The organism is Streptomyces sp. NPDC085931 (assembly GCF_044540565.1).
Classification (GTDB): Bacteria; Actinomycetota; Actinomycetes; order Streptomycetales; family Streptomycetaceae; genus Streptomyces.
This window is the reverse complement of the sequence record NZ_JBITSK010000021.1, coordinates 72,339-98,418: the sequence shown is the minus strand read 5'-3', so window position 1 is coordinate 98,418 and position 26,080 is coordinate 72,339. Positions and strand designations below refer to the sequence as shown.

At 73.4% G+C, this 26,080-nt stretch carries 26 protein-coding genes; 17 read left to right on the top strand and 9 right to left on the bottom strand.

Going from position 1 to position 26,080, the window contains the following annotated elements; translation table 11 throughout:
• Positions 1-33 precede the first annotated feature (33 nt).
• Together ACIGAN_RS33025 and ACIGAN_RS33020 are read right to left on the bottom strand one after the other, a co-directional pair.
• Positions 34-315 (bottom strand): Lrp/AsnC family transcriptional regulator, encoded by a 282-nt coding sequence (locus tag ACIGAN_RS33025; RefSeq protein WP_365092848.1) that lies wholly within the window; start codon positions 313-315, stop codon positions 34-36.
• Positions 312-1,064 (bottom strand): rhomboid family intramembrane serine protease, encoded by a 753-nt coding sequence (locus tag ACIGAN_RS33020; RefSeq protein WP_399863046.1) that lies wholly within the window; start codon positions 1,062-1,064, stop codon positions 312-314. The genes ACIGAN_RS33025 and ACIGAN_RS33020 overlap by 4 nt, the downstream gene beginning before the upstream one ends.
• A gap of 159 nt (positions 1,065-1,223) precedes the next feature.
• Between ACIGAN_RS33020 and ACIGAN_RS33015 the strand changes: the two genes are divergently transcribed.
• The 5 genes from ACIGAN_RS33015 to ACIGAN_RS32995 all read left to right on the top strand — a co-directional run bounded on the left by ACIGAN_RS33015 (position 1,224) and on the right by ACIGAN_RS32995 (position 6,582).
• The gene (locus ACIGAN_RS33015; protein WP_010048941.1) at positions 1,224-1,463 is read left to right on the top strand and encodes a hypothetical protein; all 240 of its coding nucleotides are present in this window, start codon (positions 1,224-1,226) and stop codon (positions 1,461-1,463) included.
• A gap of 36 nt (positions 1,464-1,499) precedes the next feature.
• The gene (locus tag ACIGAN_RS33010) at positions 1,500-2,849 is read left to right on the top strand and encodes an NYN domain-containing protein (protein ID WP_399863045.1); all 1,350 of its coding nucleotides are present in this window, start codon (positions 1,500-1,502) and stop codon (positions 2,847-2,849) included.
• A gap of 249 nt (positions 2,850-3,098) precedes the next feature.
• Positions 3,099-4,139, top strand: a complete 1,041-nt coding sequence (locus ACIGAN_RS33005) for a C40 family peptidase (protein ID WP_365092856.1) — start codon at positions 3,099-3,101, stop codon at positions 4,137-4,139.
• 211 nt (positions 4,140-4,350) lie between these two features.
• Complete coding sequence (locus ACIGAN_RS33000) at positions 4,351-5,364, top strand: C40 family peptidase (RefSeq protein ID WP_399863042.1); 1,014 nt, start codon at positions 4,351-4,353, stop codon at positions 5,362-5,364.
• A gap of 33 nt (positions 5,365-5,397) precedes the next feature.
• Positions 5,398-6,582, top strand: a complete 1,185-nt coding sequence (locus ACIGAN_RS32995) for a hypothetical protein (RefSeq protein WP_399863040.1) — start codon at positions 5,398-5,400, stop codon at positions 6,580-6,582.
• A gap of 25 nt (positions 6,583-6,607) precedes the next feature.
• Here ACIGAN_RS32995 and ACIGAN_RS32990 read toward each other — a convergent pair whose 3' ends face one another.
• Entirely contained in the window at positions 6,608-7,144 is a 537-nt protein-coding gene (locus ACIGAN_RS32990) for a PadR family transcriptional regulator (protein ID WP_399863038.1), read from the bottom strand.
• Between the two features lie 113 nt (positions 7,145-7,257).
• Between ACIGAN_RS32990 and ACIGAN_RS32985 the strand changes: the two genes are divergently transcribed.
• Positions 7,258-8,580: an MATE family efflux transporter gene (locus ACIGAN_RS32985; protein WP_365737285.1), complete on the top strand. Its 1,323-nt coding sequence runs from the start codon at positions 7,258-7,260 to the stop codon at positions 8,578-8,580.
• Here ACIGAN_RS32985 and ACIGAN_RS32980 read toward each other — a convergent pair.
• A complete protein-coding gene (locus ACIGAN_RS32980; RefSeq protein WP_399863036.1) occupies positions 8,541-9,776 on the bottom strand; it encodes a glycosyltransferase 87 family protein in 1,236 nt (411 codons plus the stop codon). The genes ACIGAN_RS32985 and ACIGAN_RS32980 overlap by 40 nt on opposite strands.
• A gap of 119 nt (positions 9,777-9,895) precedes the next feature.
• On the opposite strand from ACIGAN_RS32980, the gene ACIGAN_RS32975 reads away from it, so the two are divergent.
• A complete protein-coding gene (locus ACIGAN_RS32975; RefSeq protein ID WP_399863034.1) occupies positions 9,896-11,038 on the top strand; it encodes a glycosyltransferase family 4 protein in 1,143 nt (380 codons plus the stop codon).
• 57 nt (positions 11,039-11,095) lie between these two features.
• Here ACIGAN_RS32975 and ACIGAN_RS32970 read toward each other — a convergent pair whose 3' ends face one another.
• Positions 11,096-12,892: an AMP-dependent synthetase/ligase gene (locus tag ACIGAN_RS32970; RefSeq protein ID WP_399863032.1), complete on the bottom strand. Its 1,797-nt coding sequence runs from the start codon at positions 12,890-12,892 to the stop codon at positions 11,096-11,098.
• A 296-nt stretch (positions 12,893-13,188) separates the two neighbouring features.
• Here ACIGAN_RS32970 and ACIGAN_RS32965 point away from each other — a divergent pair, with 296 nt between their 5' ends.
• The 6 genes from ACIGAN_RS32965 to ACIGAN_RS32940 all read left to right on the top strand — a co-directional run bounded on the left by ACIGAN_RS32965 (position 13,189) and on the right by ACIGAN_RS32940 (position 18,404).
• Positions 13,189-13,986, top strand: a complete 798-nt coding sequence (locus ACIGAN_RS32965) for a metallophosphoesterase family protein (RefSeq protein WP_365737290.1) — start codon at positions 13,189-13,191, stop codon at positions 13,984-13,986.
• A gap of 122 nt (positions 13,987-14,108) precedes the next feature.
• Positions 14,109-14,549, top strand: a complete 441-nt coding sequence (locus tag ACIGAN_RS32960; protein ID WP_365092880.1) for an SRPBCC family protein — start codon at positions 14,109-14,111, stop codon at positions 14,547-14,549.
• A 132-nt stretch (positions 14,550-14,681) separates the two neighbouring features.
• Positions 14,682-15,851, top strand: coding sequence for an ArsA family ATPase (locus ACIGAN_RS32955; protein ID WP_399863029.1), 1,170 nt, complete (start codon positions 14,682-14,684; stop codon positions 15,849-15,851).
• A 61-nt stretch (positions 15,852-15,912) separates the two neighbouring features.
• The gene (locus tag ACIGAN_RS32950) at positions 15,913-16,413 is read left to right on the top strand and encodes a DUF5304 domain-containing protein (protein ID WP_365092886.1); all 501 of its coding nucleotides are present in this window, start codon (positions 15,913-15,915) and stop codon (positions 16,411-16,413) included.
• A 134-nt stretch (positions 16,414-16,547) separates the two neighbouring features.
• Positions 16,548-17,501 carry an ROK family glucokinase gene (locus tag ACIGAN_RS32945; RefSeq protein WP_094052469.1) on the top strand — a complete coding sequence of 318 codons (954 nt, stop codon included), beginning with the start codon at positions 16,548-16,550 and terminating at the stop codon, positions 17,499-17,501.
• Between the two features lie 156 nt (positions 17,502-17,657).
• Entirely contained in the window at positions 17,658-18,404 is a 747-nt protein-coding gene (locus tag ACIGAN_RS32940; RefSeq protein ID WP_399863027.1) for an endonuclease/exonuclease/phosphatase family protein, read from the top strand.
• On the opposite strand, the gene ACIGAN_RS32935 is transcribed toward ACIGAN_RS32940, so the two are convergent.
• Complete coding sequence (locus tag ACIGAN_RS32935) at positions 18,401-19,081, bottom strand: hypothetical protein (protein ID WP_399863025.1); 681 nt, start codon at positions 19,079-19,081, stop codon at positions 18,401-18,403. The two genes, ACIGAN_RS32940 and ACIGAN_RS32935, sit on opposite strands and share 4 nt — an antisense overlap.
• Positions 19,074-19,871 (bottom strand): alpha/beta hydrolase, encoded by a 798-nt coding sequence (locus tag ACIGAN_RS32930; protein WP_399863023.1) that lies wholly within the window; start codon positions 19,869-19,871, stop codon positions 19,074-19,076. The genes ACIGAN_RS32935 and ACIGAN_RS32930 overlap by 8 nt, the downstream gene beginning before the upstream one ends.
• Before the next feature lie 202 nt (positions 19,872-20,073).
• Between ACIGAN_RS32930 and ACIGAN_RS32925 the strand changes: the two genes are divergently transcribed.
• Genes ACIGAN_RS32925 through ACIGAN_RS32910 form a run of 4 tightly spaced genes read left to right on the top strand, consistent with a single transcriptional unit; the run spans position 20,074 to position 23,935 of the window.
• Positions 20,074-20,898 (top strand): lysophospholipid acyltransferase family protein, encoded by an 825-nt coding sequence (locus tag ACIGAN_RS32925; protein ID WP_399863021.1) that lies wholly within the window; start codon positions 20,074-20,076, stop codon positions 20,896-20,898.
• 27 nt (positions 20,899-20,925) lie between these two features.
• Positions 20,926-22,167: a MacS family sensor histidine kinase gene (gene macS, locus ACIGAN_RS32920; protein WP_399863018.1), complete on the top strand. Its 1,242-nt coding sequence runs from the start codon at positions 20,926-20,928 to the stop codon at positions 22,165-22,167.
• Positions 22,164-22,853 carry a response regulator transcription factor gene (locus ACIGAN_RS32915; protein WP_365092904.1) on the top strand — a complete coding sequence of 230 codons (690 nt, stop codon included), beginning with the start codon at positions 22,164-22,166 and terminating at the stop codon, positions 22,851-22,853. The genes macS and ACIGAN_RS32915 overlap by 4 nt, the downstream gene beginning before the upstream one ends.
• A gap of 53 nt (positions 22,854-22,906) precedes the next feature.
• On the top strand, positions 22,907-23,935 hold the full coding sequence (locus tag ACIGAN_RS32910) for a 6-phosphofructokinase (protein ID WP_399863016.1): 1,029 nt from the start codon (positions 22,907-22,909) through the stop codon (positions 23,933-23,935).
• 51 nt (positions 23,936-23,986) lie between these two features.
• On the opposite strand, the gene ACIGAN_RS32905 is transcribed toward ACIGAN_RS32910, so the two are convergent.
• Positions 23,987-25,852: an anthranilate synthase family protein gene (locus tag ACIGAN_RS32905; protein ID WP_399863014.1), complete on the bottom strand. Its 1,866-nt coding sequence runs from the start codon at positions 25,850-25,852 to the stop codon at positions 23,987-23,989.
• 115 nt (positions 25,853-25,967) lie between these two features.
• Positions 25,968-26,024: a trp operon leader peptide gene (locus tag ACIGAN_RS32900; protein ID WP_078625594.1), complete on the bottom strand. Its 57-nt coding sequence runs from the start codon at positions 26,022-26,024 to the stop codon at positions 25,968-25,970.
• Between the last annotated feature and the right edge of the window lie 56 nt (positions 26,025-26,080).

Sequence of the window (26,080 nt, the reverse complement as noted above, 5' to 3'; positions counted from 1 at the left end):
AACTCTTCATCCGGGACCCGGCCGGCCGGTGCCTCAGGCGTCCAGCCCGAGGGCGAACGCCGCCTCCAGGTCGTGCTGCGAGTACGTGCGGAACGCCACGTGCGTGTCCGTGCCCTCCACCCCGGGGATCTTGCTGATCCGGCCGGGGATGACCTCGGCCAGGTCCTCGTGCTCCTTGACCCGGACCATCGCGATCAGGTCGTAGGTGCCGGTGACGGAGAAGACCTCGCTGACGTTGTCCAGGGCCGCGATCGACTCGGCGATCTCGGGGATCCGGTCCACGCTGGTCTTGATGAGGACGATCGCGGTGATCACGGCTGGTTCTCTCCCTCGGGGGCCGGAGCTGGGGCGGCCTTCACTCTAGTGGGGCCGGTCGGGCGGCCGTAGCGGACGGAGGCGTAGCCGAAGCCCAGGGCGAATCCGATGAGGTGGGCCAGGTAGGCCACCCCCGGCCCGGCCGAGGCCCGGCCCGCCGCCAGCCACTGCAGGGCCGCCCAGAACGGCAGCACGATCCAGGCCGGGAAGCGCACCGGCAGGAAGAACAGGAACGGCAGGAGACTGGTCACCCGGGCCCGGGGGAACAGGTACAGGAACGCGCCGAGGACCGCCGAGATGGCTCCCGAGGCACCGACCAGGGACTGCTCGGAGTGCGCGTTGGCGACGGCGTAGCCCAGCAGGGCCAGGTAGCCGCAGCCGACGTAGAACAGGGTGAACTGCACGCGGCCCATCCGTTCCTCGGTCATCGCCCCGAAGACGTAGAGGAAGAGCATGTTGCCGAGCAGGTGCACCCAGCTGCCGTGGACGAACAGCGCCGTCGCGGGGGTCAGGGGCGAGCTACCGGACCCGTCGAACAGTTCTGCGGGGATCACGCCCCAGCGCCGGAAGTAGGCCCGCTGGGCGGCGAGCAGCTCGTCCCCCGAGCCGTAGGCGGGATTCAGGCCCGAACCGGGTCCGGCCAGGAAGACCGCGCAGCACAGGGCGATCAGCGCGTACGTCACCGGCGCCGACGACCCCCTGATCGCTGCGCCGCCCCGGACGATCGACGCACTCCACTTCCTGATCATGAATACAGATCATGACGTAACCGGACGCAACCGCACAGACCGCCTCGCCGCCGTGGACACGCGGGCGGCGAGCACCCGCCAGGCCGTAGGGTTACGGACCACACGCACCGGGGAGGCCGGTCGCGTCACGGACACTAGAAGGAAAGAGAACAGGTCACGATGACGGTTCCCCTGCCGACCGCCTCGACGCGGTGGCGCTGCACCCTCTGCGGCAACCTCACGAGGTTCGACGTGACCCGCTCGTCCAAGGTCGTCGAGTACGTCCACCTGGACCTGGCCGGAGAGCCGAAGGTCGAGGAGCGCGAGGTGCTCAGTGAGACCATCGAGTCGGTGCGCTGCCGCTGGTGCAACGCGGTGGACCAGGTGGAACTCGTGGACAGGCCGGGCGCCGGCTCCTGAGCGGAGCGGGCCCCGCACAGCATTGGGGTGTGACGGATGGTGGAGACCACGGGCGGGGGGCCGGGCGACGGCGCCGCCGAGGTGCTCGACCGTCCGCTGCCCGACGGCGTGCGCCGCAGGGTCGTGCAGATCGTCTCGGACGGCTTCGGCTCGCTGACGGTCGGCGAGCTGCCCGCGCAGCTTCGGCAGTACGCCAGATTCGCCCCGAACCGCCGCGCCAAGTTCGCCGGCAACGCCATGGCCGCGGCGCTGGAGACCGACCCGCTGTTCCGGCAGCGCATCGGGGAGAAGCTCAGAGAGTCCCAGCCGGAACTGACCGGCGCCCTCGACTCCGGCTCCCCGCCCCCGGCCGCGGACCCGCTCGACGTGGCGGCCGCGGCCTACGTACTGCGGCCGCCCGGCTGGGTGAAGCTGGTGGCCGCCGCCGGCGAGGAGGCCCAGCGGGCCGACGCCGAGCGCGCCGACGAGGAGAACCGGGCGGAGCTGGAGCGGCTGCGCGCCGAGCTCGACCGGGCCCGTGACCACACCCGGGCCGAGACCGAGCGGCTGCGCGCGGAACTGGATTCGGCCAGGAAGGAGACCGAGTCGCTGCACCGCAAGCTGCGCGCCGCCCTCAGCGACGTCAAGCGCGGCGAGGCCGCCCTGCGCAAGGTCCAGGGGGAGGTCGAGGCCGTCCGCGCCGACGCGCACGCCCAGGTCTCCGCCGCCGAGAGCGAGACCCGGCGGCTCAAGGCCCGGCTGGGGGAGACCGAGGCCGCCCTGGAGGCGGCCCGGCGCGCCGCCCGCGAGGGCCGCAGCGTCGAGGACATGCGCGTCCGGCTGCTGCTGGACACCCTGCTCGACGCCACCCAGGGGCTGCGCCGCGAACTCGCCCTGCCGCCGGTGTCGGTGCGGCCCGCCGAGACCGTCGACGCCGTCGAGCCGGGCCGGATGACCCCCAAGGACATCGCCGCGCGCGCCCTGTCGGAGAACGACCCGCAGGTCCTCGACCAGCTGCTCGCGCTGCCGCAGGCCCATCTGGTCGTCGACGGCTACAACGTCACCAAGACCGGCTATCCGCAGATGCCGCTGGAGAAGCAGCGCCTGCGCCTGCTCGGGCAGCTCTCCCAACTGGCCGCGCAGAGCGGGGCCGAGGTGACGTGTGTCTTCGACGGCGCCGAACTGGCCGCCCCGGTGCTGCTCGCACCGCCGCGCGGCGTGCGCGTGCTGTTCTCCAAGCCCGGCGTCACCGCCGACGAGCTCATCCGCCAGCTGGTGCGGGCCGAACCGCCCGGCCGCCCGGTCATCGTCGCCTCCACCGACCGCGAGGTCGCCGACGGCGTGGCCCGCGCCGGCGCCCGGCCGGTCGCCTCCGCGATGCTCCTCAAGCGCCTTTCGAGGGCCTAGGGGCCGTACGTCCCATGCGTAACCTCCGGGCGTGATGCCCGGATTGGCGGGGCCGGTGTGCCACGGTGCGTCAAGTGGGTCTCACCGGCTGTGAGTCCAGGGGAAAAGTTGGCCTTCCGTGACGCGATTTTTCATCTGAGGATTTGAACTGATCACAGGAAGGTCACTAGGGTCAGGCCCCAGACCTCCGCTCGGGTGATCACTCATCGGGAGAGACGGCGGAGGGGCCGAGAAGGAGCTTTTTCACCCGTGGCGTCCCACCGTCGTCCCAAGCAGCCGAGCCGCGCACGAGTGACCGTGCTGACCACCGCCGCCGCCGCTGCCGTCGCCTTCAGCTCGCAGGCCGCCAACGCCGCCCCCAGCGAGAAGCCGAGCAAGGACGAGGTCAAGACCAAGGTCGACAAGCTCTATCAGGAGGCCGAGCAGGCCACCGAGAAGTACAACGGCGCCAAGGAGAAGCAGGAGAAGCTCCAGAAGGAGATCTCCACCATCCAGGACAACGTCGCCCGCGGCCAGGAGGAGCTCAACGAGCTGCGCGACAGCCTCGGCCTCGCCGCCGCCTCGCAGTACCGCACCGGCAGCATCGACCCCTCGGTCCAGCTCTTCCTCTCCTCGGACCCGGACGAGTACCTCGACAAGGCCTCCACGCTCGACCAGTTGAGCGGCCAGCAGGTCGAGGCGCTGAAGAAGGTCCAGGAGAAGCAGCGCGAACTCGCCCAGGAACGCGCCGAGGCCTCCGAGAAGCTCAAGGACCTCGCCTCCACCCGCGCCGAACTCGGCAAGAAGAAGAAGGAGGTCCAGGCCAAGCTCGCCTCCGCGCAGAAGCTGCTCAACAGCCTCTCCGCCGCCGAGAAGGCCAAGCTCGCCGAGGAGCAGAACCGCGCCACCCGGGCCAGCGAGCGCGACGCCCTGACCGCCGACGTCCCGCCCGGCTCCGGCCGCGCCGCCGCCGCCTTCGCCTTCGCCCAGAGCCAGCTCGGCAAGCCCTACGTCTACGGCGCCACCGGCATGAGCTCCTTCGACTGCTCCGGCCTGACCTCCCGCGCCTACGCGGCCGCCGGCGTGCAGATCCCGCGCACCTCCGAGGCGCAGACCACGATCGGCACCAAGATCTACTCGGTCAGCCAGCTCAAGGTCGGCGACCTGGTCTTCTTCTTCAACGACCTGCACCACGTGGGTCTCTACGCCGGCAACGGGCAGATCATCCACGCCCCGCGCACCGGCACGGTCGTCCGCTACGAGTCGATGAACACCATCGGCGGTCCCTTCATGTTCGGCGTCCGGGTCTGATTCCGGCCCTCCGGCGTCCCCCGCGACGGGACGCCGTGTCCGCCGTTCGGGCGAATCCCGACCGCCCCGAGTGAGCCCCCGCCCCGCCGGTGACCTGCGTCAGCGGCGGGGCGTCCTGCCGCGTACCCACGGATGGTCGTTGGCGGCTCCCGGTCCCGGGGCTACTGTCTGCCGCGTTCCCAGTCCGTCAGCGGAAGGAGTGCGGCTTCCCGTGGGGTCCCATCGCCGCCTTGCACCGTCCGGCCTCGACCGGGGCGCCGGCGTCGCGGTCAGCCTGTTGTCCGTCGCCGCCGCCGCCCTGGGCGCGGTACCGGCCGCCGCCGCACCGTACGACGACACCCGCGCCGAGGTGGACCGGCTATACGAGCAGGCCGAGAAGGCGACCGAGGCCTACAACGCGGCCGACGAGCGCGCCGACGCGCTGCGCGAGGAGGTCGGCACCGCCCGGGACCGCATCGCCCGGCAGCAGCAGCGCATCAACTCCATGCGGGAGTCGCTCGGTTCGCTCGCCGGCGCCCAGTACCGGTCGGGCGGCATCGACCCGGCCGTGGCCCTGCTGTTCTCCGACGACCCGGACGACTACCTCGACAAGGCGTCCCGGCTCGACCGCGTCACCGCCCACCAGGCCGGCGAACTGAAGGACCTCCAGAACGCCATGCGCGAACTCGCCCAGGACCGCGAGGAGACCGCGGACAAGCTCCGCGAACTGGAGCGGAGCCGCGAGGCCGTCGCCGCCCACAAGAAGAGCGTCGAGCGCAAACTCGCCTCGGCGCGGCGGCTGCTCGACTCCCTGCCCGACAGCGAACGCGACGCCTACGACCGGGCCTCCCGCTCCGGCCGCGGCGACCTGCCCCACCCCGGCGGCGCCCCCGCCGCCTCGGGACGCGGGGCCGCCGCCGTCGCCGCCGCCCGCAGCGCCCTCGGCAAGCCCTACGTGTGGGGCGCCAACGGGCCCACCGGATTCGACTGTTCGGGCCTGATGCAGTGGTCGTACGCCCAGGCCGGGATCTCCCTGCCGCGCACCTCGCAGGCCCAGCGGTTCGCCGGCCGGCAGGTCCCGCTGTCAAAAGCCCGCCCCGGCGACCTGGTCGTCTACCGGGCCGACGCCAGCCACGTCGGGATGTACATGGGCGACGGCCAGGTCATCCACGCGCCCTATCCCGGCGCGCCCGTGCGCTACGACCCGGTCGGGATGATGCCCGTGTCGTCGGTCACCAGGGTCTGACCGCCGCGGCCCCACGCCCGTATTCTCGGGAAGGTGGCTGGTCGACGGTGGGGCTTCGGGGTGGCGGCGCTGGTGCCGCTGCTCGCCGGCCTCGTGGGGTGCGGCGGCCCGTCTCCGGCCGACCGCGCCACGGCCGACGTCCAGCGGCTGCTGGACCGGCGGGCCGCCGCGGTCGTCGACCGCGACGAGCGGGCCTACGCACGGACGGGCACCGCGACCGACTTCCGCCGGCTGCGGGCCGTGCCCGTCGCCGGCTGGTCCTACCGCGTGACCGCGCTGCGCCGCAGCGGTGACACGGCCACCGCCGACGCCGAACTGCGCTACAGCGTCGCGGGGTACGACCGGGCGCCGGTGACCGCCGGGCGCACCCTGCGGCTGAGCCGGGACGCCGAGGGGCGGTGGTCCGTCGTCGACGACCGGCCCGCGCGGAAGTCCGCGCAGCAGCTGTGGGACCAGGGCACGGTACGGATCGTGCGGGGCACGCACAGTCTGGTCCTCGGCGTCGGCCAGTCCGACCCGTCCCTGCGCGGCTACGCCGAGCTGGCGGACCGGGCGGTGCCGGCCGTGTCGGACGCGTGGGGCGCGCGGTGGAGCGGGCGCGTCGTGGTGCTCGTGCCGAAGTCGCTGGAGGGGATGGCGGGCCTGCTCGGCTCGCCCGCCTCCTCCTACCGCGGCATCGCGGCCGTCACGACGGGTGAGACGGGCGCCCGGGCCCGGGCGCCGGCGGACCGGATCATCGTCAACCCCGACGCGTTCGCCCTCCTCGGCAGCCTCGGGGAGCAGGTCGTGGTCACCCATGAGACCACCCATGTCGCCACCCGGGCCAGGACCACCGCGGCCACGCCCCTGTGGCTGTCGGAGGGCTTCGCCGACTGGGTCGGCTACCGCTCCGTCGGCCGCACGCCCGCCGACGCCGCACCCGAACTCACCCGCGCCGTGGACCGGGGGCGGCTCCCGGCGGCGCTCCCGGCCGACGAGGACTTCGGCTTCACCGGCGACTCCGGCCGTCTGGCCCGGGCCTACGAGAGCGGCTGGACGGCGTGCCGGATGATCGCCGACCGCTGGGGCGAGTCACGGCTGCGCGCGTTCTACCGGGCCGTGGGCGCGCACGACGAGCGGGCCGGGGCGGTGGAGGACGCGATGCGCGAGGTCCTGGGGACCACGCCGGAGGCCTTCACCGAGCAGTGGCGGGAGTACCTGCGGACGCAGCTGGGCTGAGGACCCTCCCCGGGGCCGGACCGGTTCAGGCATCCGGCGCCCGGCCGAGCTGTTCGATGGCCTCCCGCAGCCAGGCCCGTTCCGCCTCGCCCGTCGCCCGGGCCACCCGGAGCATGCCCTGGCGGAACAGGTCGTCCGTCTCCTCGGCGCTGACGGGCCTGCCGGACGCGTAGAAGAAGCTGGTCGGGGCCTGCAGGAAGTCCAGCCGGCGCCGCAGCACCGCGGCCTGTTCGTGCCGGTCGGGCAGGTGGCGCAGGAAGGCCAGGACCGTGTTGAAGCGGACCTGGTCGGTGATCTCGGTCTGCTTCGGGTGGCGCAGCCGCTCCAGCAGCTCCTCCCGTCCCTTGCCGGTGAGGGCGAGGATGCGCCGCGGGGCCGCGCCGGCGCCCGGCTCGGTGCGCTGGTCGAGCAGACCCGCCGAGACCAGCCGGGTGATCGCCGGGTAGAGCGCGCCGTCGCTCACCGGCCGCACATGCCCGGTCAGGGCCTTGATGCGCTCCTTCAACTCGTAGCCGTGCAGCGGCTCCTCGGCCAGGAAGCCCAGGATCGACAGCTCCAGCATGGTCCTCCTTGCGGGTGAGCGGGACCCCATGCTACCTCTTAACGAGATACCTCGAAACGATGTAACTCGGTCCGAGGTACACGTCTTCGCCGCCACCTCGGGGGACCGTCTTCGTGAACGCGCACCGCGGACAACTCGTCCTGCTCGCCCGCCCCGTCTACTTCTCGCTGCTCGCCCCGGTCGCCGCCGGGATCATCAACACCGTCTGGGTCGCCCGGCTGGGCGGACCGGCCGTGGCCGCCGTCGCCGTGGCCACCACGACGGAGAACGTGCTGCTCGGCATCGCCCTGGTCTTCGGCTCCGGCACCACCGTGCTGGTCGCCCACGCCCGGGGCGCCCGCGACCCCGCCGCCGTACGGGCCGCGGTGCGCGGCGGATGGTCGCTGTGGGCGCTCGTCACCCCCCTGGTCGTGGCCGGCGGCCTGCTCGGGCGTGAACCGCTGGCCCGGCTGGTGCTGGGCGGGCCGGACAGCGCCGCCCTCCCGCCGGCCGTCGCCTACTTCACGGTCTCCCTGCCCGGCACGGCCGTCTTCTTCGCCCAGCAACTCGTCGACGGCCTCCTCAAGGGCACCGGCGACACCCGTACCCCGCTGCGCCTCGCCCTGCTGTCCAACGGCCTGATCCTGGCCCTGGACCCCTTGTTCATCCACCTCCACGGCGTTCCGGGCGCCGCCGCCGCGACGGTGCTCTCGCGGTGTGCGGCGCTCGGGGCCGGGCTCGTCGCGGTCCGGCGCAACGCCCTGCTGCGGACGGCCCGCGCCGCACCCCCGGGCGAGCCCCTGGCCGCCTCCCTGCGGCGGACGCTGACCACCGGCCTGCCCATGTCCGCCGACTTCACCGTGCGGCAGACCGGGGCCCTGGTCCTGGTCGCGATCGTGGCCCGGCTCGGGGTGCCGGCCGTGGCCGCGTACACGATCGCCTACAAGGCCATGTACGTGGCCACCATGTCCTTCTACGCCGTCCGCCAGGCCGCCTCGATCCACACCGCGCACACGCGGGGAGCGGGCCGGGACGAGCGGCGGGCCATCGGGCGGCAGGCCGTGCTGCTGTCCGGCGCCCTCGCCCTGGCCGCGGCCGCCCTGCTGTCTCTCGCCGCCCCCTGGGTCATGGCCGCCTTCGGAGCCGGGCCCGAGGTGGCGCGCGAGGGCGTGCTGTTCCTGCGGTGCGTCGGGCCCTATCTGCTGCTGTCGGGCTGCCTCATCGCGCTGGGCGGGGTGTTCGAGGGCGCCGGGGAGGCGTCGGCGCTGCTGCGGGTGACCGTGCTCGGCACGGCCGTCCAGCTGGGGCTCGCGCACGGGCTGGCGGGGCTGGGGCTGCCCGGGGTGTGCCTGGCGCTGGCGGCCGCCACGGCGCTGCAGTGTGCCCTGGTGGGGCTGTCGTTCCGGCGGGTTCCGGGTCAGGAGGAGACGGGAGTCTCGCCGGCGCGGGCGGGCTGAGGGGCCCGGGCGGCGGGCGGCGCGTTCGGGACCGTGGCGCGCCACAGGCCCCGGGCCGCGAGCAGCGCCGCGGCCACCAGCAGGCCGTTGCGCAGGAACAGCAGGGTCAGGCCGAGCCCGTCGCTCGCCACCACACTGGCGAAGTACAGCGGGAACTCCAGCACCGTCACGAAGCACGCCACCAGCACGAGCACGACCGGCACCCGCATCCGGCTGCCCGGGAAGCACAGGCACACCGCCGCCAGCCCGACCAGCCACACCATGTACTGCGGGCTGATCACCCGGCTGGTCGTGGTGAACATCAGCACCGCCACGAAGGCCGCGTCGGCGAGCGTGTGCTCCTCGAAGCGCCGGGCCAGCAGCCGCCACAGCACCAGCCAGCCGAACGCCGCCCCCGTCAGGAACAGCGCGCCGGTGCTGACCTCCCTCACATACGGCCCGAGGAACTCGATCGAGCCGTAGTTCAGCCGGACCTCGCCCTGCCAGCCGAAGTGCCGGGCGACATGGAAGACCAGTGCGCCCAGCGACTCCACCTCCGTGCCCCGGTCGCGCTGGAACGTCAGGAAGGCGAACGCGCCCGGCATGGCCAGGGCGAACCCGCCCGCCACCACGGCCCCGGTCACCAGGGCCGACATCCAGGCGCTGCCGCGGCGGGCGCCCACCAGCAGCATCGCCGGCCAGACCTTCAGCAGCGCGCCGAAGGCGGCCAGGGCGCCCATCGCCCTCGGGTGCCGGGCGCCCGCGAGCAGCGCCGCCACCGCCACCGCCGTGACCATCACGTCGTAGCGGGCGTACACCGTCGGCCCGAGCAGCGGCACGCCGGCCACCCACACCCAGGCGCCGCGCGGCGACCGGCCCGGACGGCGTCCCGCGTACACCAGGAGCGCCAGCACGGCCAGGTCGGTGACGCAGACCAGGACGAAGAACGCCGTCGCGTAGTCCAGGAAGGGCAGCAGGCCGGGGGAGAGGATCGCCAGCGCCGCGGCCGGCGGGTACTGCCAGGTGACGTCCTCCAGCGGGAACGTTCCGCTGCGCAGGACGCCGTACCAGCCCTGGTAGATCACCTGCACGTCGCTGGTGACGTCCGGGCCGGGGAAGACGTACACCTTCAGCACGAACAGCAGGAGCACCAGTCTCGTGAGACACCAGACCACCGGCAGCCATGCCGGGGACCGCCGCGTGCCCGTCGTCTCCACGTGATTCCCTGCCCGTTCGCCCGCCGTGTCGAGGGGGCCATCATGGGCCCGTCAGCTGTGAGCGTGCCATACGGGCCGCCGGGCAGGGCCGCGAGGGCCCGTTCGATAGGGTCGGCGGCGTGCGCAAGACCCTGATCGTGACCAACGACTTCCCGCCCCGGCCCGGCGGCATCCAGGCGTTCCTGCACAACATGGCGCTGCGGCTGGACCCCGGGCGGCTGGTCGTCTACGCCTCGACCTGGAAGCGGACCCCGGAGGGCGTCGAGGCGACCCGGGCCTTCGACGCCGAGCAGCCCTTCACCGTCGTACGCGACCGTACGACCATGCTGCTGCCGACACCGGCGGCCACCCGGCGGGCCGTGGGGCTGCTGCGCGAACACGGCTGTACCTCCGTGTGGTTCGGGGCGGCGGCCCCGCTCGGCCTCATGGCACCGGCCCTGCGCGCCGCGGGCGCCGAACGGCTGGTCGCCACCACGCACGGCCACGAGGCCGGCTGGGCGCAACTGCCCGCCGCCCGGCAGCTGCTGCGCCGCATCGGGGACACCACGGACACGATCACCTACCTCGGCGAGTACACGCGCGCGCGGATCGCCTCCACCCTCACGCCCGAGGCGGCCGCCCGCATGGTCCAGCTGCCGCCGGGCGTCGACGAGAAGACCTTCCACCCCGGCTCGGGCGGCGACGGGATCCGGGCCCGCCTGGGCCTCACGGACCGCCCGGTCGTGGTCTGCGTCTCCCGCCTCGTGCGGCGCAAGGGCCAGGACACCCTGATCCGGGCCATGCCCAGGATCCTCGCGGCCGAGCCGGACACGGTGCTGCTGATCGTCGGCGGCGGCCCGTACGAGAAGGACCTGCGGCGCCTGGCGCACGAGACCGGCGTGGCCGCCTCGGTCCGCTTCACCGGCTCCGTCCCCTGGTCCGAGCTCCCCGCCCACTACGGCGCCGGCGACGTCTTCGCGATGCCCTGCCGCACCCGCCGCGGCGGCCTGGACGTCGAGGGCCTCGGCATCGTCTACCTGGAGGCCTCCGCGACCGGCCTCCCGGTCGTCGCCGGCGACTCGGGCGGCGCCCCGGACGCGGTCCTGGACGGCGAGACCGGCTGGGTGGTGCGCGGCGGCTCCCCCGAGGAGGCGGCCGACCGCATCACCACCCTCCTCGGCGACGCGGAGCTGCGCCGCAGGATGGGGGAGCGGGGCCGCGAGTGGGTCGAGCGCAAGTGGCGCTGGGACCTGCTGGCGGAGCGCCTCCAGGAACTGCTGTAGCGGCGCCCGCCGGACCGGCGCCCGCCGGACCGGCGCCCGCCGGACCGGCGCCCGCGGTCACTTCGCGTAGATCGCCTCGATCTCGTGCGCGTAGTCCTTCGCCACCACGTTCCGCTTCAGCTTCAGCGAGGGCGTCAGGTGGCCCGACTCCTCCGTGAACTGGTGCGACAGGATGCGGAACTTGCGCACCGATTCCGCCTTGGACACCGCGGCGTTGCCGTCGTCGACCGCCGCCTGGACCGCGGCCAGCAGGTCCGGGTCCTCGCACAGCGACGCCGCGGTGGAACCCGCCGGCTTGCCGTGCTCCGCGCACCAGCGGCCGAGGAACTCCTCGTCGATGGTGACCAGCGCGCCCACGAACGGCCGCCCGTCGCCCACCACCATGCACTCCGCGACCAGCGCGTGCGCCCGGATGCGGTCCTCGATCACGGCCGGGGCGACGTTCTTGCCGCCCGCGGTGACGATGATCTCCTTCTTGCGGCCGGTGATCCTGAGGTAGCCGTCCTCGTCGAGGGTGCCGATGTCACCGGTGTGGAACCAGCCGTCCGCCAGCGCCTCCGCGGTCGCGTCCGGGTTGTTCCAGTACTCCTTGAACAGGTGCTCGCCGTGCAGCAGCACCTCGCCGTCGTCGGCGATCCGCACCACCGAGCCGGGCAGCGGCTGGCCGACCGTGCCGATCTTCTGCCGGTCCCAGGGGTTGAACGCGGTGGCGGCGCAGGACTCGGTCAGGCCGTAGCCCTCCAGGACCGTGAAGCCGATGCCGCGGAAGAAGTGGCCGAGCCGCTCGCCGAGCGGGGCGCCGCCGGAGATGGCGTACTCGCCGCGGCCGCCGAGGACCGCGCGCAGCTTGCCGTAGACGAGTTTGTCGAACGCCTTGTGCTTGACGCGCAGGCCGAGCGAGGGCCCCGAGGGGGTGTCCAGCGCCTTGCTGTAGGCGATCGCGGTGTCGGCGGCCTTGTCGAAGATCTTGCCCTTGCCGTCGGCCTGCGCCTTGGCGCGCGCCGCGTTGTAGACCTTCTCGAAGACGCGCGGCACCCCGAGGATCAGCGTCGGGCGGAACGCGGCCAGTTCGTCGGTGAGGTTCTTGATGTCCGGGACGCAGCCGAGCTTGATCGGCGCCATCATCGGCGCGATCTGCACCAGCCGCCCGAAGACGTGCGCGAGCGGCAGGAACAGCAGCACCGAGCACTCGCCCGTGCGGAACAGCGGACGCAGCCGTTCCACGATGTTGCCGCACTCGGCGAAGAAGCTGCGGTGGGTGAGCACACAGCCCTTGGGGCGGCCGGTCGTGCCCGAGGTGTAGACGATGGTCGCCGGGTCGTCGGCCTTGGCGAGGGAGCCGCGCTCCTCGACCGTCTCGTCGGTGACGTCCTGGCCGAGCCGGGCCAGCTCGTCGAGGCCGCCGCCCTCGATCTGCCACACGTGCTTGAGCGCCGGCAGCCCGTCGCGCACCGACTCGACCGCGGCCGTGTGGGCGCCGGTCTCCACGACGCAGGCGGTCGCCCCCGAGTCGCCGAGGATCCAGCGCACCTGCTCCGGCGAGCTCGTCTCGTACACCGGCACGGTCACCGCGCCGGCGCTCCAGATCGCGAAGTCGAGCAGCGTCCACTCGTAGCGGGTGCGGGACATCAGGCCCACCCGGTCGCCCGGCTGGACCCCGGCGGCGATCAGGCCCTTGGCGGCCGTGAGCACCTCGGTGAGGAAGGCGGTGGCCGAGACGTCCTGCCAGGAGCCCCCGACCTTGCGGGCGATGACGGCGACGTCCGGGTGCTGCGCGGCGTTTCTGCGGACGATGTCGGTCAGGTTCCCGTCCGCGGGGACCTCGTACAAAGCCGGAAGGCTGAACTCGCGCAAGACTGCTGCTCCTCATAGGGCGCCGGCGCCACGACGGTGTGTGCTGCGACGGTGCGGTCCAAGGCTCGGGCAGGTGCTCGGGCATTCACTTGTTGAAATGCAGAGCACGACTGGACTGCCCGGACGTTACCCGCCGGTATGGCTTCTCCGACAGGGGGTCCCGTCGAGATGTTCGCTGCGTCACACGGTTGGGTATTCCTTCGCGCACAGTAGTCCACGGGCTGAATCACTGGCCAGTAACCGCAGGTAGGACCGCCACTGTTCACGTATGCCGCACACGCTTACGCTTGATCGTCATGGCACCCACACCCGCCGGAGACAGCAGGACACGCGTGCACGTGGTCAGCGACGTGCACGGCAACGCCCGTGACCTGGCCAGAGCCGGCGAGGGCGCCGACGCCCTGATCTGCCTGGGCGACCTCGTCCTCTTCCTCGACTACGCCGACCACTCGCGCGGCATCTTCCCCGACCTCTTCGGCGTCGAGAACGCCGACCGCATCGTGGCGCTGCGCACCGCCCGCCGCTTCGAGGAGGCCCGGGAGCTGGGGGCCCGGCTGTGGGCCGGCATCGGCGGGGACCGGGCCGCGGTGATCGAGAAGGCGGTGCGCAAGCAGTACGCGGAGCTGTTCGCCGCGTTCCCCACTCCGACGTACGCCACCTACGGCAACGTCGACATGCCGCCCCTGTGGCAGGAGTACGCCGGGCCCGGCACGACCGTCCTCGACGGCCAGCGCGTCGAGATAGGCGGGTGGGTCTTCGGCTTCGTCGGCGGCGGCCTGCGCACGCCGATGCGGACGCCGTACGAGATCAGCGACGAGGAGTACGCGGCGAAGATCGAGGCGGTCGGCGAGGTCGACGTGCTGTGCACGCACATCCCGCCCGAGGTCCCCGAACTCGTCTACGACACCGTCGCGCGCCGCTTCGAACGGGGCAGCCGGGCGCTGCTGGACGCCATCCGCCGCACCCGCCCCCGCTACTCCCTCTTCGGTCATGTGCACCAGCCGCTGGTGCGCAGGATGCGGATCGGGGCAACCGAGTGTGTGAACGTGGGGCACTTCGCGGGGACCGGGAAGCCGTGGGCGCTGGAGTGGTGAGGACGCCCCAGGTCGGGTGAGATCGGCCGGTCCCGTGCGCGGTAGCCTTCACGCTGCACACGCGTGCGCACGAGTGGCGCACGGCGATCTCTTACCGGCCCGCATCTGGAGGAGCCACGGCGATGGCGGAACACACCAGCTCGAGCATCACCATCGAGGCGGCCCCGGCCGACGTCATGGCGGTCATCGCCGACTTCGCGCGCTACCCGGACTGGACCGGCGAGGTGAAGGAGGCGGAGGTCCTCAAGACCGACGCCCAGGGCCGCGCCGAGCAGGTCCGCCTCGTCATGGACGCCGGTGCGATCAAGGACGACCAGGTGCTCGCGTACACCTGGACCGGGACCGACGAGGTGTCCTGGACCCTGGTGAAGTCCCAGATGCTGCGCTCCCTCGACGGCACGTACCTGCTGAAGCCGGCGGGGACGGGCGGTACGGAGGTCACGTACGCGCTCACCGTCGACGTCAAGATCCCCATGCTCGGCATGATCAAGCGCAAGGCGGAGAAGGTCATCATCGACCGGGCGCTGGCAGGGCTGAAGAAGCGGGTGGAAGCGGGCAAGTAGGGGGCGCGTCGCAGGGGATCCGCGCTCAGCGGGAGGCGGGCCCGCCGTGACCGGCCGCGCCCACGCGGCGGAGCCGCGGGTGCGGCACCGGCCCCCGCCCGGGGCACAGCGGCACGGGTACCGTTCACCCCCATGCGCACCCTCCTGATCACCGGCCCCGGCGGCAGCGGCCGTACCACCCTCGCCGCCGCGACCGCCCTGGCCGCGGCGGCGCGCGGCACGGACACCCTCGTCCTCGGCACCGACCCCACCGACACCCTCGGTGCCGCCCTCGGCGTCCCGACCGGCCCCACCCCGGTCGAAGCCGCCCCGCACCTCACGGCCTGGCGCCCCGACCCCGCGCGGGACTTCCGCGGGGACCTCACCGCCCTCCAGGACCGCGCCGCCTCCGCCCTCGACCTGCTGGGCGCCGCCCGTCTGGACCCCGAGGAACTCACCCCGCTGCCCGGCGCGGAGGAACTCGCCCTGCTGCGCGCCCTGCGCGACGCCGCGCTGTCGGAGAAGCACGGCCTGCTCGTCGTCGACCTGCCCCCGGTCCCGCAGGCCCTCGCCCTGCTCGCCCTGCCCGGGGAACTCCGCCGCTACCTGCGCCGCCTGCTCCCGCCCGAACGGCAGGCCGCCCGGGCCCTGCGCCCCGTCCTCGGCCGGCTGGCCGGCGTCCCGATGCCCGCGGAGTGGCTGTACGAGACGGCGGCCCGCTGGGACCGGGAGCTGGCCGCCGTGGAGGCCGTCGTCGCCGACTGCGACACCGTCGTACGGCTGGTCGCCGAACCCGGCCCGGCCGGCGCCGACGCGCTGCGCACCGCGGGTCTCGGCCTCGCCCTGCGGGGCCTGCGCACCGACCTCGTCCTCGCCAACCGCGTCCTGCCCGAGGCCTCGGCGGACACCTGGCTGGCCGGCCCGGTCGCCCAGCAGCGCAAGACGCTGGACGCGTGGCGCGAGAGCCACGACGTCCACACCGTCGCGCACCTCGGCCGCGACCCGCGCGGCGGCGAGGACCTCACCGCCCTGGCCGTGCCCGGCCCCGGCGCGGACGCACCCGCCGTGCAATGGCCCGTGACCGACCGGCTCCGCGAGGACGGCGTGCTCGTGTGGCACATCCCCCTGCCCGGCGCCCTACGCGACGAACTCGACCTCGTGCGGCGCGGCGACGAACTCGTCGTCACCGCGGGCCGGTTCCGCCGGGTCGTCCCGCTGCCCTCCGCGCTGCGCCGGTGCACCGTGGCCGGGGCGGCCCTGCGCGACGGCGAGCTGCGCATCCGCTTCGCCCCCGACCCGAAGCTCTGGCCGCAGTCCCGGTGACCCCGGACGGTACGCCCGTTCGGGTAACGTCGTAGGGACGAACCGTAGGCAGGAGTCCGTCATGAGCGAACAGCTCCCCCCGTCCGGTGACGCCCCCGACGAGGCCGTGGACGAGACGCGGGCCACCGACGCCGACGCCTGGGCGACCGCGTGCGCCGAGGACCTCGAAGCGGAGAAGGCCCGCCGCCGCACCCGCCACGGCCAGCCGCCCGGCTCCGCCGCCGAGGAGCTGAAGAAGCTCGTCGACACCGTCGCGGACCGGCTCGCCGGGCTGCAGTCCCCGCTGCTCGGCGCGCTCGCGGGACCGGCCGCCCAGCAGGCCGTACGCCAGGTCGTCGACCAGGCCAAGGCGGCCGTGGAACCGGTCATCGAGCGCAATCCGGACGTCTTCGACCACCTGGCGGCCGCCGGGAACGAACTGCTCGCCGCCTACCGCTCCGCCGTCCAGGCCCAGGAACGCCGCTGGACCGGCCGCGACGACCAGGGCGACCCGCGTGACCTGGACGAACGCCGCGACCCGGGCGACGACGCGGGCCCGGGCGAGCGCATCGACCTGGACTGAGCCCGCGGTCCCCGGCCGAGCGGCCCCCGGCACACCGCCGCCGGAGGGTGCCCACCGGGCGGACGACCGGAACCCGGCGCCAAGGGCTCGGGTACCGTTGGCCGTAGCGGGGCTCGACCGAAACTGAGGGATTCATGGGACTCACCATCGGCGTCGACATCGGCGGCACGAAGATCGCGGCCGGCGTGGTCGATGAGGAAGGCAACATCCTCTCGACCCACAAGGTGCCGACCCCGGGCACGCCCGAGGGCATCGTGGACGCCATCGCCTCGGCGGTGGACGGCGCACGCGTCGGTCACGACATCGTCGGCGTGGGCATCGGCGCCGCCGGTTACGTCAACCGGCAGCGCTCGGAGGTCTACTTCGCGCCCAACATCCACTGGCGCAACGAGCCGCTCAAGGAGAAGGTCGAGGCCCGCGTGGGCCTCCCGGTGGTCGTGGAGAACGACGCGAACGCCGCGGCGTGGGGCGAGTACAAGTTCGGGGCCGGCAAGGGCCACCGCAACGTCATCTGCATCACGCTGGGCACGGGCCTCGGCGGCGGCATCATCATCGGCAACAAGCTGCGCCGCGGGCACTTCGGCGTGGCCGCCGAGTTCGGCCACATCCGCATGGTGCCGGACGGCCTGCTGTGCGGCTGCGGCTCGCAGGGCTGCTGGGAGCAGTACGCCTCGGGCCGGGCGCTGGTGAGGTACGCCAAGCAGCGCGCCAACGCCACCCCCGAGAACGCGGAGATCCTGCTCGGCCTCGGCAACGGCACGCCCGACGGCATCGAGGGCAAGCACATCTCCATGGCCGCCCGCCAGGGCGACCGCGTGGCCGTCGACTCCTACCGTGAACTGGCCCGTTGGGTCGGCGCGGGGCTGGCGGACCTCGCCTCCCTCTTCGACCCCTCGGCGTTCATCGTCGGCGGCGGCCTCTCCGACGAGGGCGAACTGGTCCTGGGCCCGATCCGCAAGTCCTACAAGCGCTGGCTGGTGGGCGGCAACTGGCGCCCGGTGGCCGAGGTCCGCGCCGCGGAACTGGGCAACAAGGCCGGCCTGGTCGGCGCGGCCGACCTGGCGAGGGAACCCGACCCGATCATGTAAACGGCGTCAGGACGAGCGCCCGACGGGGCGCGGGGAACTGCGCGACAGCGGCAGCAGCGGCTGGTGGGCCACATGCGGCCCGGCACCCGCGCACCCTCCCCGCGCCCCGTCCTGCACCATCCCCGCGCCCCGTCGTGTCGGGCGTAGATTGATCACATGTCGCTGCTCCCCAACTCGCGTACAGAACCCGACGGTTCCGCAGTCATCAGGGTCCTCGGCTACAACATCCGCTCCCTGCGCGACGACACCGCCGCGCTGGCCCGTGTCATCCGGGCGTGCGAGCCCGACCTGGTGCTCCTCCAGGAGGCCCCCCGCTTCTTCCGCTGGCGCAAGAAACTCGCCCGCCTGGCCCGCGCCTGCGACCTGGTGATCGTCACCGGCGGCGCCACCACCACGGGCCCGGCGATCCTCAGCTCGCTCCGGGTGGGCGTCGAACGCACGGAGGACGTCCTCCTGCCCCCCACCCCCGGCCTGCACCGGCGCGGCTTCGCCACCGCGGTCGTCCGCGTCGCCGGCGCCCGCCTCGGCGTCCTGAGCTGCCACCTGTCCCTGCAGAAGGACGAGCGCCACGACCAGGCCGGCCTGCTCCTCGACCGGCTCGCCGGGCTGGGCGTGGAGCACGCGATCGCCGGCGGCGACCTGAACGAACGGCCCGACGGCCCGGCCTTCCGCCGGCTGTCCGGCGCCCTGACCGACTGCCGGGCCGCGTCCCCCTGGGGCGGCGAGCACACCTGGACCCCCGCCGACCCCTACCAGCGCATCGACGCGATCTTCGCGACCGGGGGCATCGAGGTGCTGGGCTGCGGGGTGCCCACCGACCTGCCCGGGGTGAGCGGGACAGACCTGAGGGCGGCCTCGGACCATCTTCCGGTCCTGGCCGCCCTCAGGGTGCCCGCGTCCTAGACGACCGCTCCCCGGCCGGGGTCGTCGTCCTCCTCGTCGTCCGTCCGCATCCGCATCACCAGCGTCGCGAACCCGCCCAGGAAGCCGCCGATCCCGAGCGTGGCCAGCCACCAGGTCATCTCCCAGCCGAGCAGCACCGCCAGCAGGAGCAGCACCGGCCCGCCGAGCACGCCCAGCCAGGCGAACTTCGCCGTGGGGTCGGCGGTCGGCAGCGGCGGCGGCTCCGGCGGCACGAAATGGCCCTCGTCGTCCGCGTCGAAGTCGTCCTCGGTGGGCTCGGGCGCGGTGTAGTCGCGAGGGCCGACGCCGGGCGCGAAGGAGACCGAGCCACCCAGCGGCGCGGTCGCCTTGTCCGGCTTGTCGCCCGACGGCTTCGGCTCCGGCCCGTCCGGTTCCCCGGGCTTGCCGGCCTCGGCGGGCGCCGTGCCGGCCGCCGTGTCCACCCGGTCGTCGTTGGTCGGGGACTCCAGCAGGGCGAGGTCCTCGACCGACTTGAACGGCTTGGCACCCGGCGGGTCCGGCGGCTCCTCGCCGTAGCCGGCGACGATCGCCGCCCAGGCGGCCTCCTCGTCGAAGGGGACGCCCTTCTCGTCCGGCTCGCGGCTCTCGTGGCCCTCGCTGCTTTCTCGGCTTTCGCTGCCTTCGCGGCCCTCGCGGTCGGAGTCGTGCTCAGCCACCTGCGGTCGTCCCTTCCTTGCCGAGCCCGGGCTCCTTGACGAGGCCGGGGGCGAGCCGGTCGATGAACGCGAGGCTCTCCTCGTGGATCCGGTCCGCGTCATGGTCCAACGTGGCCACGTGGTAGCTCTGTTCCAGCAGGACCTCCGTCACGTCCGTCGACGAGATGCGGCTGAGCACCCGGGCCGAGTCGGCGGGCGGCACGACGTGGTCCTGCGGGCTGTGCAGCAGCAGCACCGGCTGGGTGACCCGGGGCAGCTCGCCGTCGACGATCCGGAAGAACTGCCGCAGGGAGTGCGCCGCGTGCAGCGGCACCCGGTCGTAGCCCAGCTCCCGGCTGTCCGGCTTGGCGATGTCGCTGGCGATGCCCCTGGTCGCCGGGACCAGGTGGCGGATCACCGGGAGGGCGTGCGCGGCCAGGCCGTGCACCTTGTTCGCCGGGTTGACGACGACCACGCCGCTCACGGCGTCGCCGTGCTTGGCGGCCAGGCGCAGGGCCAGGGCGCCGCCCATGGACAGACCGGCCACGAAGACCTTGGCGCGGCGCTCGCGCAGGGCGCGCAGCTCGCGGTCCACCTCCGCGTACCAGTCCTGCCAGCCCGTGATCCGCAGGTCCTCCCAGCGGGTGCCGTGCCCGGGCAGCAGCGGCAGCGAGACGGTCAGGCCGTGCTCGGCGAGGTACTCCGCCCAAGGGCGCAGCGACTGCGGTGAACCGGTGAAACCGTGGCAGAGGAGGACGGCGACCTCCCCGCCCTCGTGGCGAAACGGCTCGGCTCCGGCAAGGACCGGCACCTTCGGCCTCCAGGTCGTGAGAAGGGACGGACACGATCACGGATCGTCACGGAACGTCATGGAAGGGGTCGCACGTCGTTCGCGGGACCTTCACCGTACGCGACCGCACTGACACCGACCAGGGCCGTCGGCGCCTTTGACGGCGCTCCGGGTTAAGGTCTGACCGACACACACAGGAGGCACTCGGTTGTTGTACGGCGCGATGAAGGTCGCTGTTGGGGGACCGCTCAAGGTCGCCTTCAGGCCCTGGGTGGAAGGCCTGGAGAACATTCCCGCAGAGGGCCCCGCGATCCTGGCGAGCAACCACCTGTCCTTCTCGGACTCGTTCTTCCTGCCCGCGGTCCTGGACCGCAAGGTCACGTTCATCGCGAAGGCCGAGTACTTCACCACGCCCGGCGTGAAGGGCCGGCTGACGGCCGCCTTCTTCAAGGGCGTCGGCCAGCTGCCCGTCGACCGCTCCGGTGCGCGCGGCGCGGGTGAGGCCGCCATCAGGAGCGGCATCGAGGTGCTGGAGCGCGGCGAGCTGTTCGGGATCTACCCGGAGGGCACGCGCTCGCCCGACGGCCGGCTCTACCGGGGCAAGCCGGGCGGTCTCGCGCGCGTGGCGCTGGCGACCGGCGCCCCCGTCATCCCGGTCGCCATGATCGACACGGAGAAGATCCAGCCGCCCGGCAAGGTGATGCCCAAGCTGATGCGGCCGGGCATCCGCATCGGCAAGCCCCTGGACTTCAGCCGCTACCAGGGCATGGAGCACGACCGGTTCGTGCTGCGCGCGGTGACCGACGAGGTCATGTACGAGATCATGAAGCTCTCCGGCCAGGAGTACGTCGACATGTACGCCACGGCCATGAAGCGGCAGCTCGCGGACGCGGCGAAGGCGGAGAAGGAAGCCGACAAGGCGGCCAGGGCCGCGCTCGCGCGTGCGGAGAAGGAACAGGCCGAGCAGGAGAAGGCCGAGCAGGACAGGGCCGAGCAGGACAGGGCCGAGCGGGACCAGCAGACCGGGGAGTCGCGGACCGAGCCCTAGTCGGGGGCGGACCGGGGGGTGGGGGACATGGCCGGACGCGAGCGCGTGATGAGGATGTCGGTCGAGCAGCCGCTGTGGCGTGCGCTCACGGCCTACCGGGTGCTGACGCTGCTGTACGCGGTCGGCCTGTTCGCCACCGCCTACGAGGAGTTCGTCCGCCCCTGGGTCGCCGTCGCCTACTTCGCCGTCCTGGCTGCGTGGACCCTGGCCACCCTGCCCCGGGTCGCGAACGCCGCCCGCTGCACCAAGGGGTTCCTCGCCGCCGACCTGACCGTCGCCCTGACGGGCATTCTGCTCACGCCCGTCGCCGACGCGCACGAGCGGGTCCAGGCGGGCGGCCCGACCCTGCCGTCGATCTGGACGGCCGGTGCCGTCCTGGCCTTCGCCATCAAGGGCGGCTGGCGCTGGGCGGCCGTGGCCAGCGGCCTGGTGGCCGTCGCCAACCTGATCGAGCGCGGCAGCCCGGCCCGCGACACCGTCCACAACGTCATCCTGGTCTGCATCGCCTCCGTCGCCATCGGCTACGTCGTCGAGGTCGCCCGCGCCTCCGAACGCACCCTGGCCCGCGCCCTGGAGATCGAGGCCGCGACGCGGGAGCGGGAGCGCCTGGCCCGGGACATCCACGACAGCGTCCTGCAGGTGCTGGCCATGGTGCAGCGGCGCGGGGCGGTGATCGGCGGCGAGGCGGCCGAACTGGGCCGGATGGCCGGCGAGCAGGAGGTCGCCCTGCGCACCCTGGTCTCCGGCGGGCTGGTGCCCGTCTCCCGGGTCTCCGAGGACGCGGCCCGGGGCGCGCTCGTCCGCGCCGTCGACGACGGCCCCGACGGGGACGAGCGCGCCGACGACGGCCCGGTCGACCTGCGCGCCCTGCTCGCGCCGTACGCGGGGGCCAGGGTCAGCCTGGCCGAGCCGGGGGCGCCCGTGCCGCTGGCGCCGGCCGCCGCCCGTGAGGTGGCCGCCGCCGTCGGGGCCGCCCTGGACAACGTCCGCAGGCACGCCGGGGAGCAGGCGCGCGCCTGGATCCTGGTCGAGGACGAACCGGACGAGGTGATCGTCACCGTCCGGGACGACGGCCCCGGCATCCCCGAGGGGCGGCTGGCCCAGGCCGAGGGCGAGGGGCGGCTCGGTGTCGCCCTGTCGATCCGCGGCCGGCTGCGCGACCTCGGCGGCAGCGCGGACCTGATCTCGGTGCCGGGCCAGGGCACGGAGGTCGAGCTGAAGGTACCGAAGGACGTGACGGACACCCGGGGGAAGGCGGAGCGGCGATGACGCGGAGCGTGGCGGACGGGCAGGACCCGATCAAGGTCATGGTGGTCGACGACCATCCCATGTGGCGCGACGCGGTCGCCCGCGACCTGGCCGAGGCGGGCTTCGAGGTGGTCGCGACCGCCGGTGACGGCGACCAGGCCGTGCGCCGCGCCAGGGCCGCGGTCCCGGACGTCCTGGTGCTCGACCTGAACCTGCCCGGCAAGCCCGGCGTCCAGGTCTGCAAGGAGGTCGTGGCCGCCGACCCGGCGCTGCGCGTGCTGGTGCTGTCCGCGAGCGGCGAGCACGCCGACGTCCTGGAGGCGGTGAAGTCCGGCGCGACGGGCTATCTGCTGAAGTCGGCCTCCACGGAGGAGCTCCAGGACGCGGTCCGCCGCACGGCCGTCGGCGACCCCGTCTTCACACCGGGCCTGGCCGGACTGGTCCTCGGCGAGTACCGCCGCCTCGCCTCCGAGCCCGCCCCGGCCCCCGACACCGACGAGCCGAAGGCGCCCCGGCTCACCGACCGCGAGACCGAGGTGCTGCGCCTGGTCGCCAAGGGCCTGAGCTACAAGCAGATCGCCGAACGCCTGGTCATCTCCCACCGCACGGTGCAGAACCACGTCCAGAACACCCTCGGCAAGCTCCAGTTGCACAACCGGGTGGAGCTGGTCAGGTACGCGATCGAGCGCGGCCTCGACGACGAGTGAGAGGCACGTCACACTGACCCTTCGTCAGGCACCTGCGGCGAAGGGACTGTTCCATGCGCGTCGGAGTACTGACCGGAGGGGGCGACTGCCCCGGCCTCAACGCCGTCATCCGGGCCGTCGTCCGCAAGGGCGTGCAGGAGTACGGCTACGACTTCACCGGCTTCCGGGACGGCTGGCGAGGGCCCCTGGAGAACGCCGCCGTCCCGCTCGGGATCCCCGCGGTGCGCGGCATCCTGCCCCGCGGCGGCACGATCCTCGGCTCCTCGCGGACCAACCCGCTGACCGAGGAGGACGGCATCCGCCGGATCCGGGAGAACCTCGCCCGGCTGGAGGTGGAGGCGCTCATAACGATCGGCGGCGAGGACACCCTGGGCGTGGCCGCCCGGCTGTCCGCCGAGCACGGCGTGCCCTGCGTGGGCGTCCCCAAGACCATCGACAACGACCTGTCCGCCACCGACTACACCTTCGGCTTCGACACTGCCGTCGGCATCGCCACCGAGGCCATCGACCGGCTGCACACCACCGCCGAGTCGCATATGAGGGTCCAGGTCGTGGAGGTGATGGGCCGGCACGCCGGCTGGATCGCCCTGCACTCGGGCCTGGCCGGCGGCGCCAACGTCATCCTCATCCCGGAGCAGCGCTTCGACGTGGAGCAGGTGTGCGACTGGGTGACCTCCCGCTTCCGGGCGTCGTACGCGCCGATCGTCGTCGTCGCCGAGGGCGCGATGCCGAAGGACGGCGACATGGTCCTCAAGGACCGGTCCCTGGACTCCTTCGGGCACGTCCGGCTGTCCGGGGTGGGGGAGTGGCTCGCCAAGGAGATCGAGAAGCGCACGGGCAAGGAGGCCCGCACGACCGTCCTCGGCCATGTCCAGCGCGGCGGCACCCCCAGCGCCTTCGACCGCTGGCTCGCCACCCGCTTCGGCCTGCACGCCATCGACTGCGTCCGGGACGGCGCCTTCGGCACGATGGTCGCCCTGCGCGGCACCGACATCGTCCGCGTCCCCCTCGCCGACGCCACGGCCCGCCTGAAGACGGTGGACCCCGCGCTGTACGACGAGGTCGGGGTCTTCTTCGGCTGACCGCGGGGCCGCGGGTGCCGGCCGGGGCGGGCGGCACCCGCGGCCCCGCGGTCAGACCGAGGGCGCGCCCGTGCCGCGCAACTGCCCCACCAGCTCCCGCACCACCCGCGCCCCGTTCAGCGTCAGCACCGACTCGGGATGGAACTGCACCCCCGCGAACCCGGGCCCGCGCAGCGCGTGCACCTCGCCGTTCGCGGCCCGGGAGACCTCCACCCCGCGGGCCGACAGCCCGGCGGCCGTCGCGTCGTCGCAGCGGGCCACGTAACTGTTGTAGAACCCGACGGTCTCCCGCCGCCCGAACAGCTCGATCTCCGTCTGCGCCCCCTGGTACGGCACCTCCTTGCGCACGATGTCCAGGCCCAGTTCGGCGGCGATCAACTCGTGGCCGAGGCAGACGCCCAGCACGCCCTGCCGCTGTGCCCGCATCACCTCGGCGGTCAGCGAGCGCAGGAGGCGCATCTTCGGATCGGCCGGGTCGGACGGATCGCCCGGACCGGGCCCCAGCACCACCGGGCCCTCGTGCCCGAGCACCGCCTCCCGCAGCCCCGGCTCGTCGTACCGCCGCACGCTCACCTCCAGGCCGCCGGAGCGCAGCACGTGGGCGAGCATCGCCGTGAAGGTGTCCTCCCCGTCGACGACCAGGGCGTGCCCCGCGAGTTCCCCGGAGCGCTCCTGCATCCGCAGCCAGAAGGGCGCGAGCGCGGCCCGGCGCCCGTCCAGCGCCGCACGCACGCGTGGGTCGTCGGCGAGCCGTACGCGCGCGTGCTCCGCGCGCGGCCGGGGCGGCCGTACGCCCAGGGCCGCCAGCACACCGGCCGCCTTGGCGTGGGTCTCGGCCACCTCGCTCGCCGGGTCCGAGCCGCGCACCAGGGTCGCGCCGACCGGCACCCGCAGCCCCCCGTCCGCGTCGATGTCGGCGGTGCGGATCAGGATGGGGGAGTCGAGGGTCTGCGCCCCGCCCGCGTCCCGGCCGATCAGGGCCAGCGCCCCCGCGTAGTACCCGCGCCCCCCGCTCTCGTGCCGCTCGATCACCCGGCAGGCGTTCTGCACCGGTGAGCCGGTCACGGTCGCGGCGAACAGGGTCTCCCTCAGCACCTCCCGCACGTCCAGCGAGGACCTGCCGCGCAGCTCGTACTCGGTGTGCGCGAGGTGGGCCATCTCCTTCAGCCGGGGCCCGACGACGACCCCGCCCATGTCACCGACGGTGCACATCATCTTGAGCTCCTCGTCGACGACCATGGACAGCTCCTCGGTCTCCTTGCCGTCGGCGAGGAAGTCCAGCAGGTGCTCGGGCGTCGGCCCGCCGGGGGGATAGCGGTAGGTGCCGCTGATCGGGTTCATGACGACCGTGCCGCCGGACATCCGCACGTGCGCCTCCGGGCTCGCCCCGACCAGCGTGCGGTCCCCGGTGTGCACGACGAACGTCCAGTACGCTCCCCGCTCGCCCTCCAGCAGCCGCCGGAACAGGGCGAGGGCGTCGGCCCGCCCGAACCCGGGGATCCGGCCCCGGTAGGTGCGGCGGATCACGAAGTTGGCGCCCTCGCCCCGGCCGATCTCCTCCTCCAGCACACGCCCGACGATCCGCGCGTACTCCTCGTCGGCGATGTCGAAGCCGTGTCCGTTGACGCCGACGTCGTGCGCCGGGAGCTGCTCCAGCGCCTCGGCCAGCGGGACGGTGTACGACTCCTCGGGGGTGAGCGCCAGCAGGGGCGTGCCGTCGTCGCGGACGTCGAAGCCGCGCTCGCGGATCTGCCGGAAGGGCACCAGCGCCAGGCTGTCGCCGGGGAGGTCGGCGAGCCGCTCGTGGGCGGTGACCGGACCGATCAGGACCTCGACCAGCTCGTGGTCGTGGCCCGGGGTACGGCGGCGCAGCAGGGCGAACGGACGGGAGTCGTCCGGCAAGCCGAGCAGGTTCATGGGTCCGTGCTCCTTCTCATTGAGACTCGGGGAGACTCGGAGGGAGAGGAACGGACCCGGGAAACACCGAAGGCCGCCCCTCGGGCGGCCTTCGCGAAGTCTGGGATACGCGCAGTCAGCGGGCCGCCGGATGAGCGGTCCACCACCAGGTCTGGGTCGAGTGCGCGAACATGCGAGGCACCCTACCCCATGTCCGAGGGGTGTACCCGGTGTCTCAATTGCTGGGCG

Coding starts and splice junctions, on each gene's coding strand:
- ACIGAN_RS33020 (WP_399863046.1), bottom strand. CDS start 1,064: ATGATCAGGAAGTGGAGTGCGTCGATCGTCCGGGGCGGCGCAGCGATC.
- ACIGAN_RS33015 (WP_010048941.1), top strand. CDS start 1,224: ATGACGGTTCCCCTGCCGACCGCCTCGACGCGGTGGCGCTGCACCCTC.
- ACIGAN_RS33010 (WP_399863045.1), top strand. CDS start 1,500: ATGGTGGAGACCACGGGCGGGGGGCCGGGCGACGGCGCCGCCGAGGTG.
- ACIGAN_RS32990 (WP_399863038.1), bottom strand. CDS start 7,144: ATGCTGGAGCTGTCGATCCTGGGCTTCCTGGCCGAGGAGCCGCTGCAC.
- ACIGAN_RS32965 (WP_365737290.1), top strand. CDS start 13,189: ATGGCACCCACACCCGCCGGAGACAGCAGGACACGCGTGCACGTGGTC.
- ACIGAN_RS32960 (WP_365092880.1), top strand. CDS start 14,109: ATGGCGGAACACACCAGCTCGAGCATCACCATCGAGGCGGCCCCGGCC.
- ACIGAN_RS32955 (WP_399863029.1), top strand. CDS start 14,682: ATGCGCACCCTCCTGATCACCGGCCCCGGCGGCAGCGGCCGTACCACC.
- ACIGAN_RS32950 (WP_365092886.1), top strand. CDS start 15,913: ATGAGCGAACAGCTCCCCCCGTCCGGTGACGCCCCCGACGAGGCCGTG.
- ACIGAN_RS32945 (WP_094052469.1), top strand. CDS start 16,548: ATGGGACTCACCATCGGCGTCGACATCGGCGGCACGAAGATCGCGGCC.
- ACIGAN_RS32940 (WP_399863027.1), top strand. CDS start 17,658: ATGTCGCTGCTCCCCAACTCGCGTACAGAACCCGACGGTTCCGCAGTC.
- ACIGAN_RS32925 (WP_399863021.1), top strand. CDS start 20,074: ATGAAGGTCGCTGTTGGGGGACCGCTCAAGGTCGCCTTCAGGCCCTGG.
- macS (WP_399863018.1), top strand. CDS start 20,926: ATGGCCGGACGCGAGCGCGTGATGAGGATGTCGGTCGAGCAGCCGCTG.
- ACIGAN_RS32915 (WP_365092904.1), top strand. CDS start 22,164: ATGACGCGGAGCGTGGCGGACGGGCAGGACCCGATCAAGGTCATGGTG.
- ACIGAN_RS32910 (WP_399863016.1), top strand. CDS start 22,907: ATGCGCGTCGGAGTACTGACCGGAGGGGGCGACTGCCCCGGCCTCAAC.
- ACIGAN_RS32905 (WP_399863014.1), bottom strand. CDS start 25,852: ATGAACCTGCTCGGCTTGCCGGACGACTCCCGTCCGTTCGCCCTGCTG.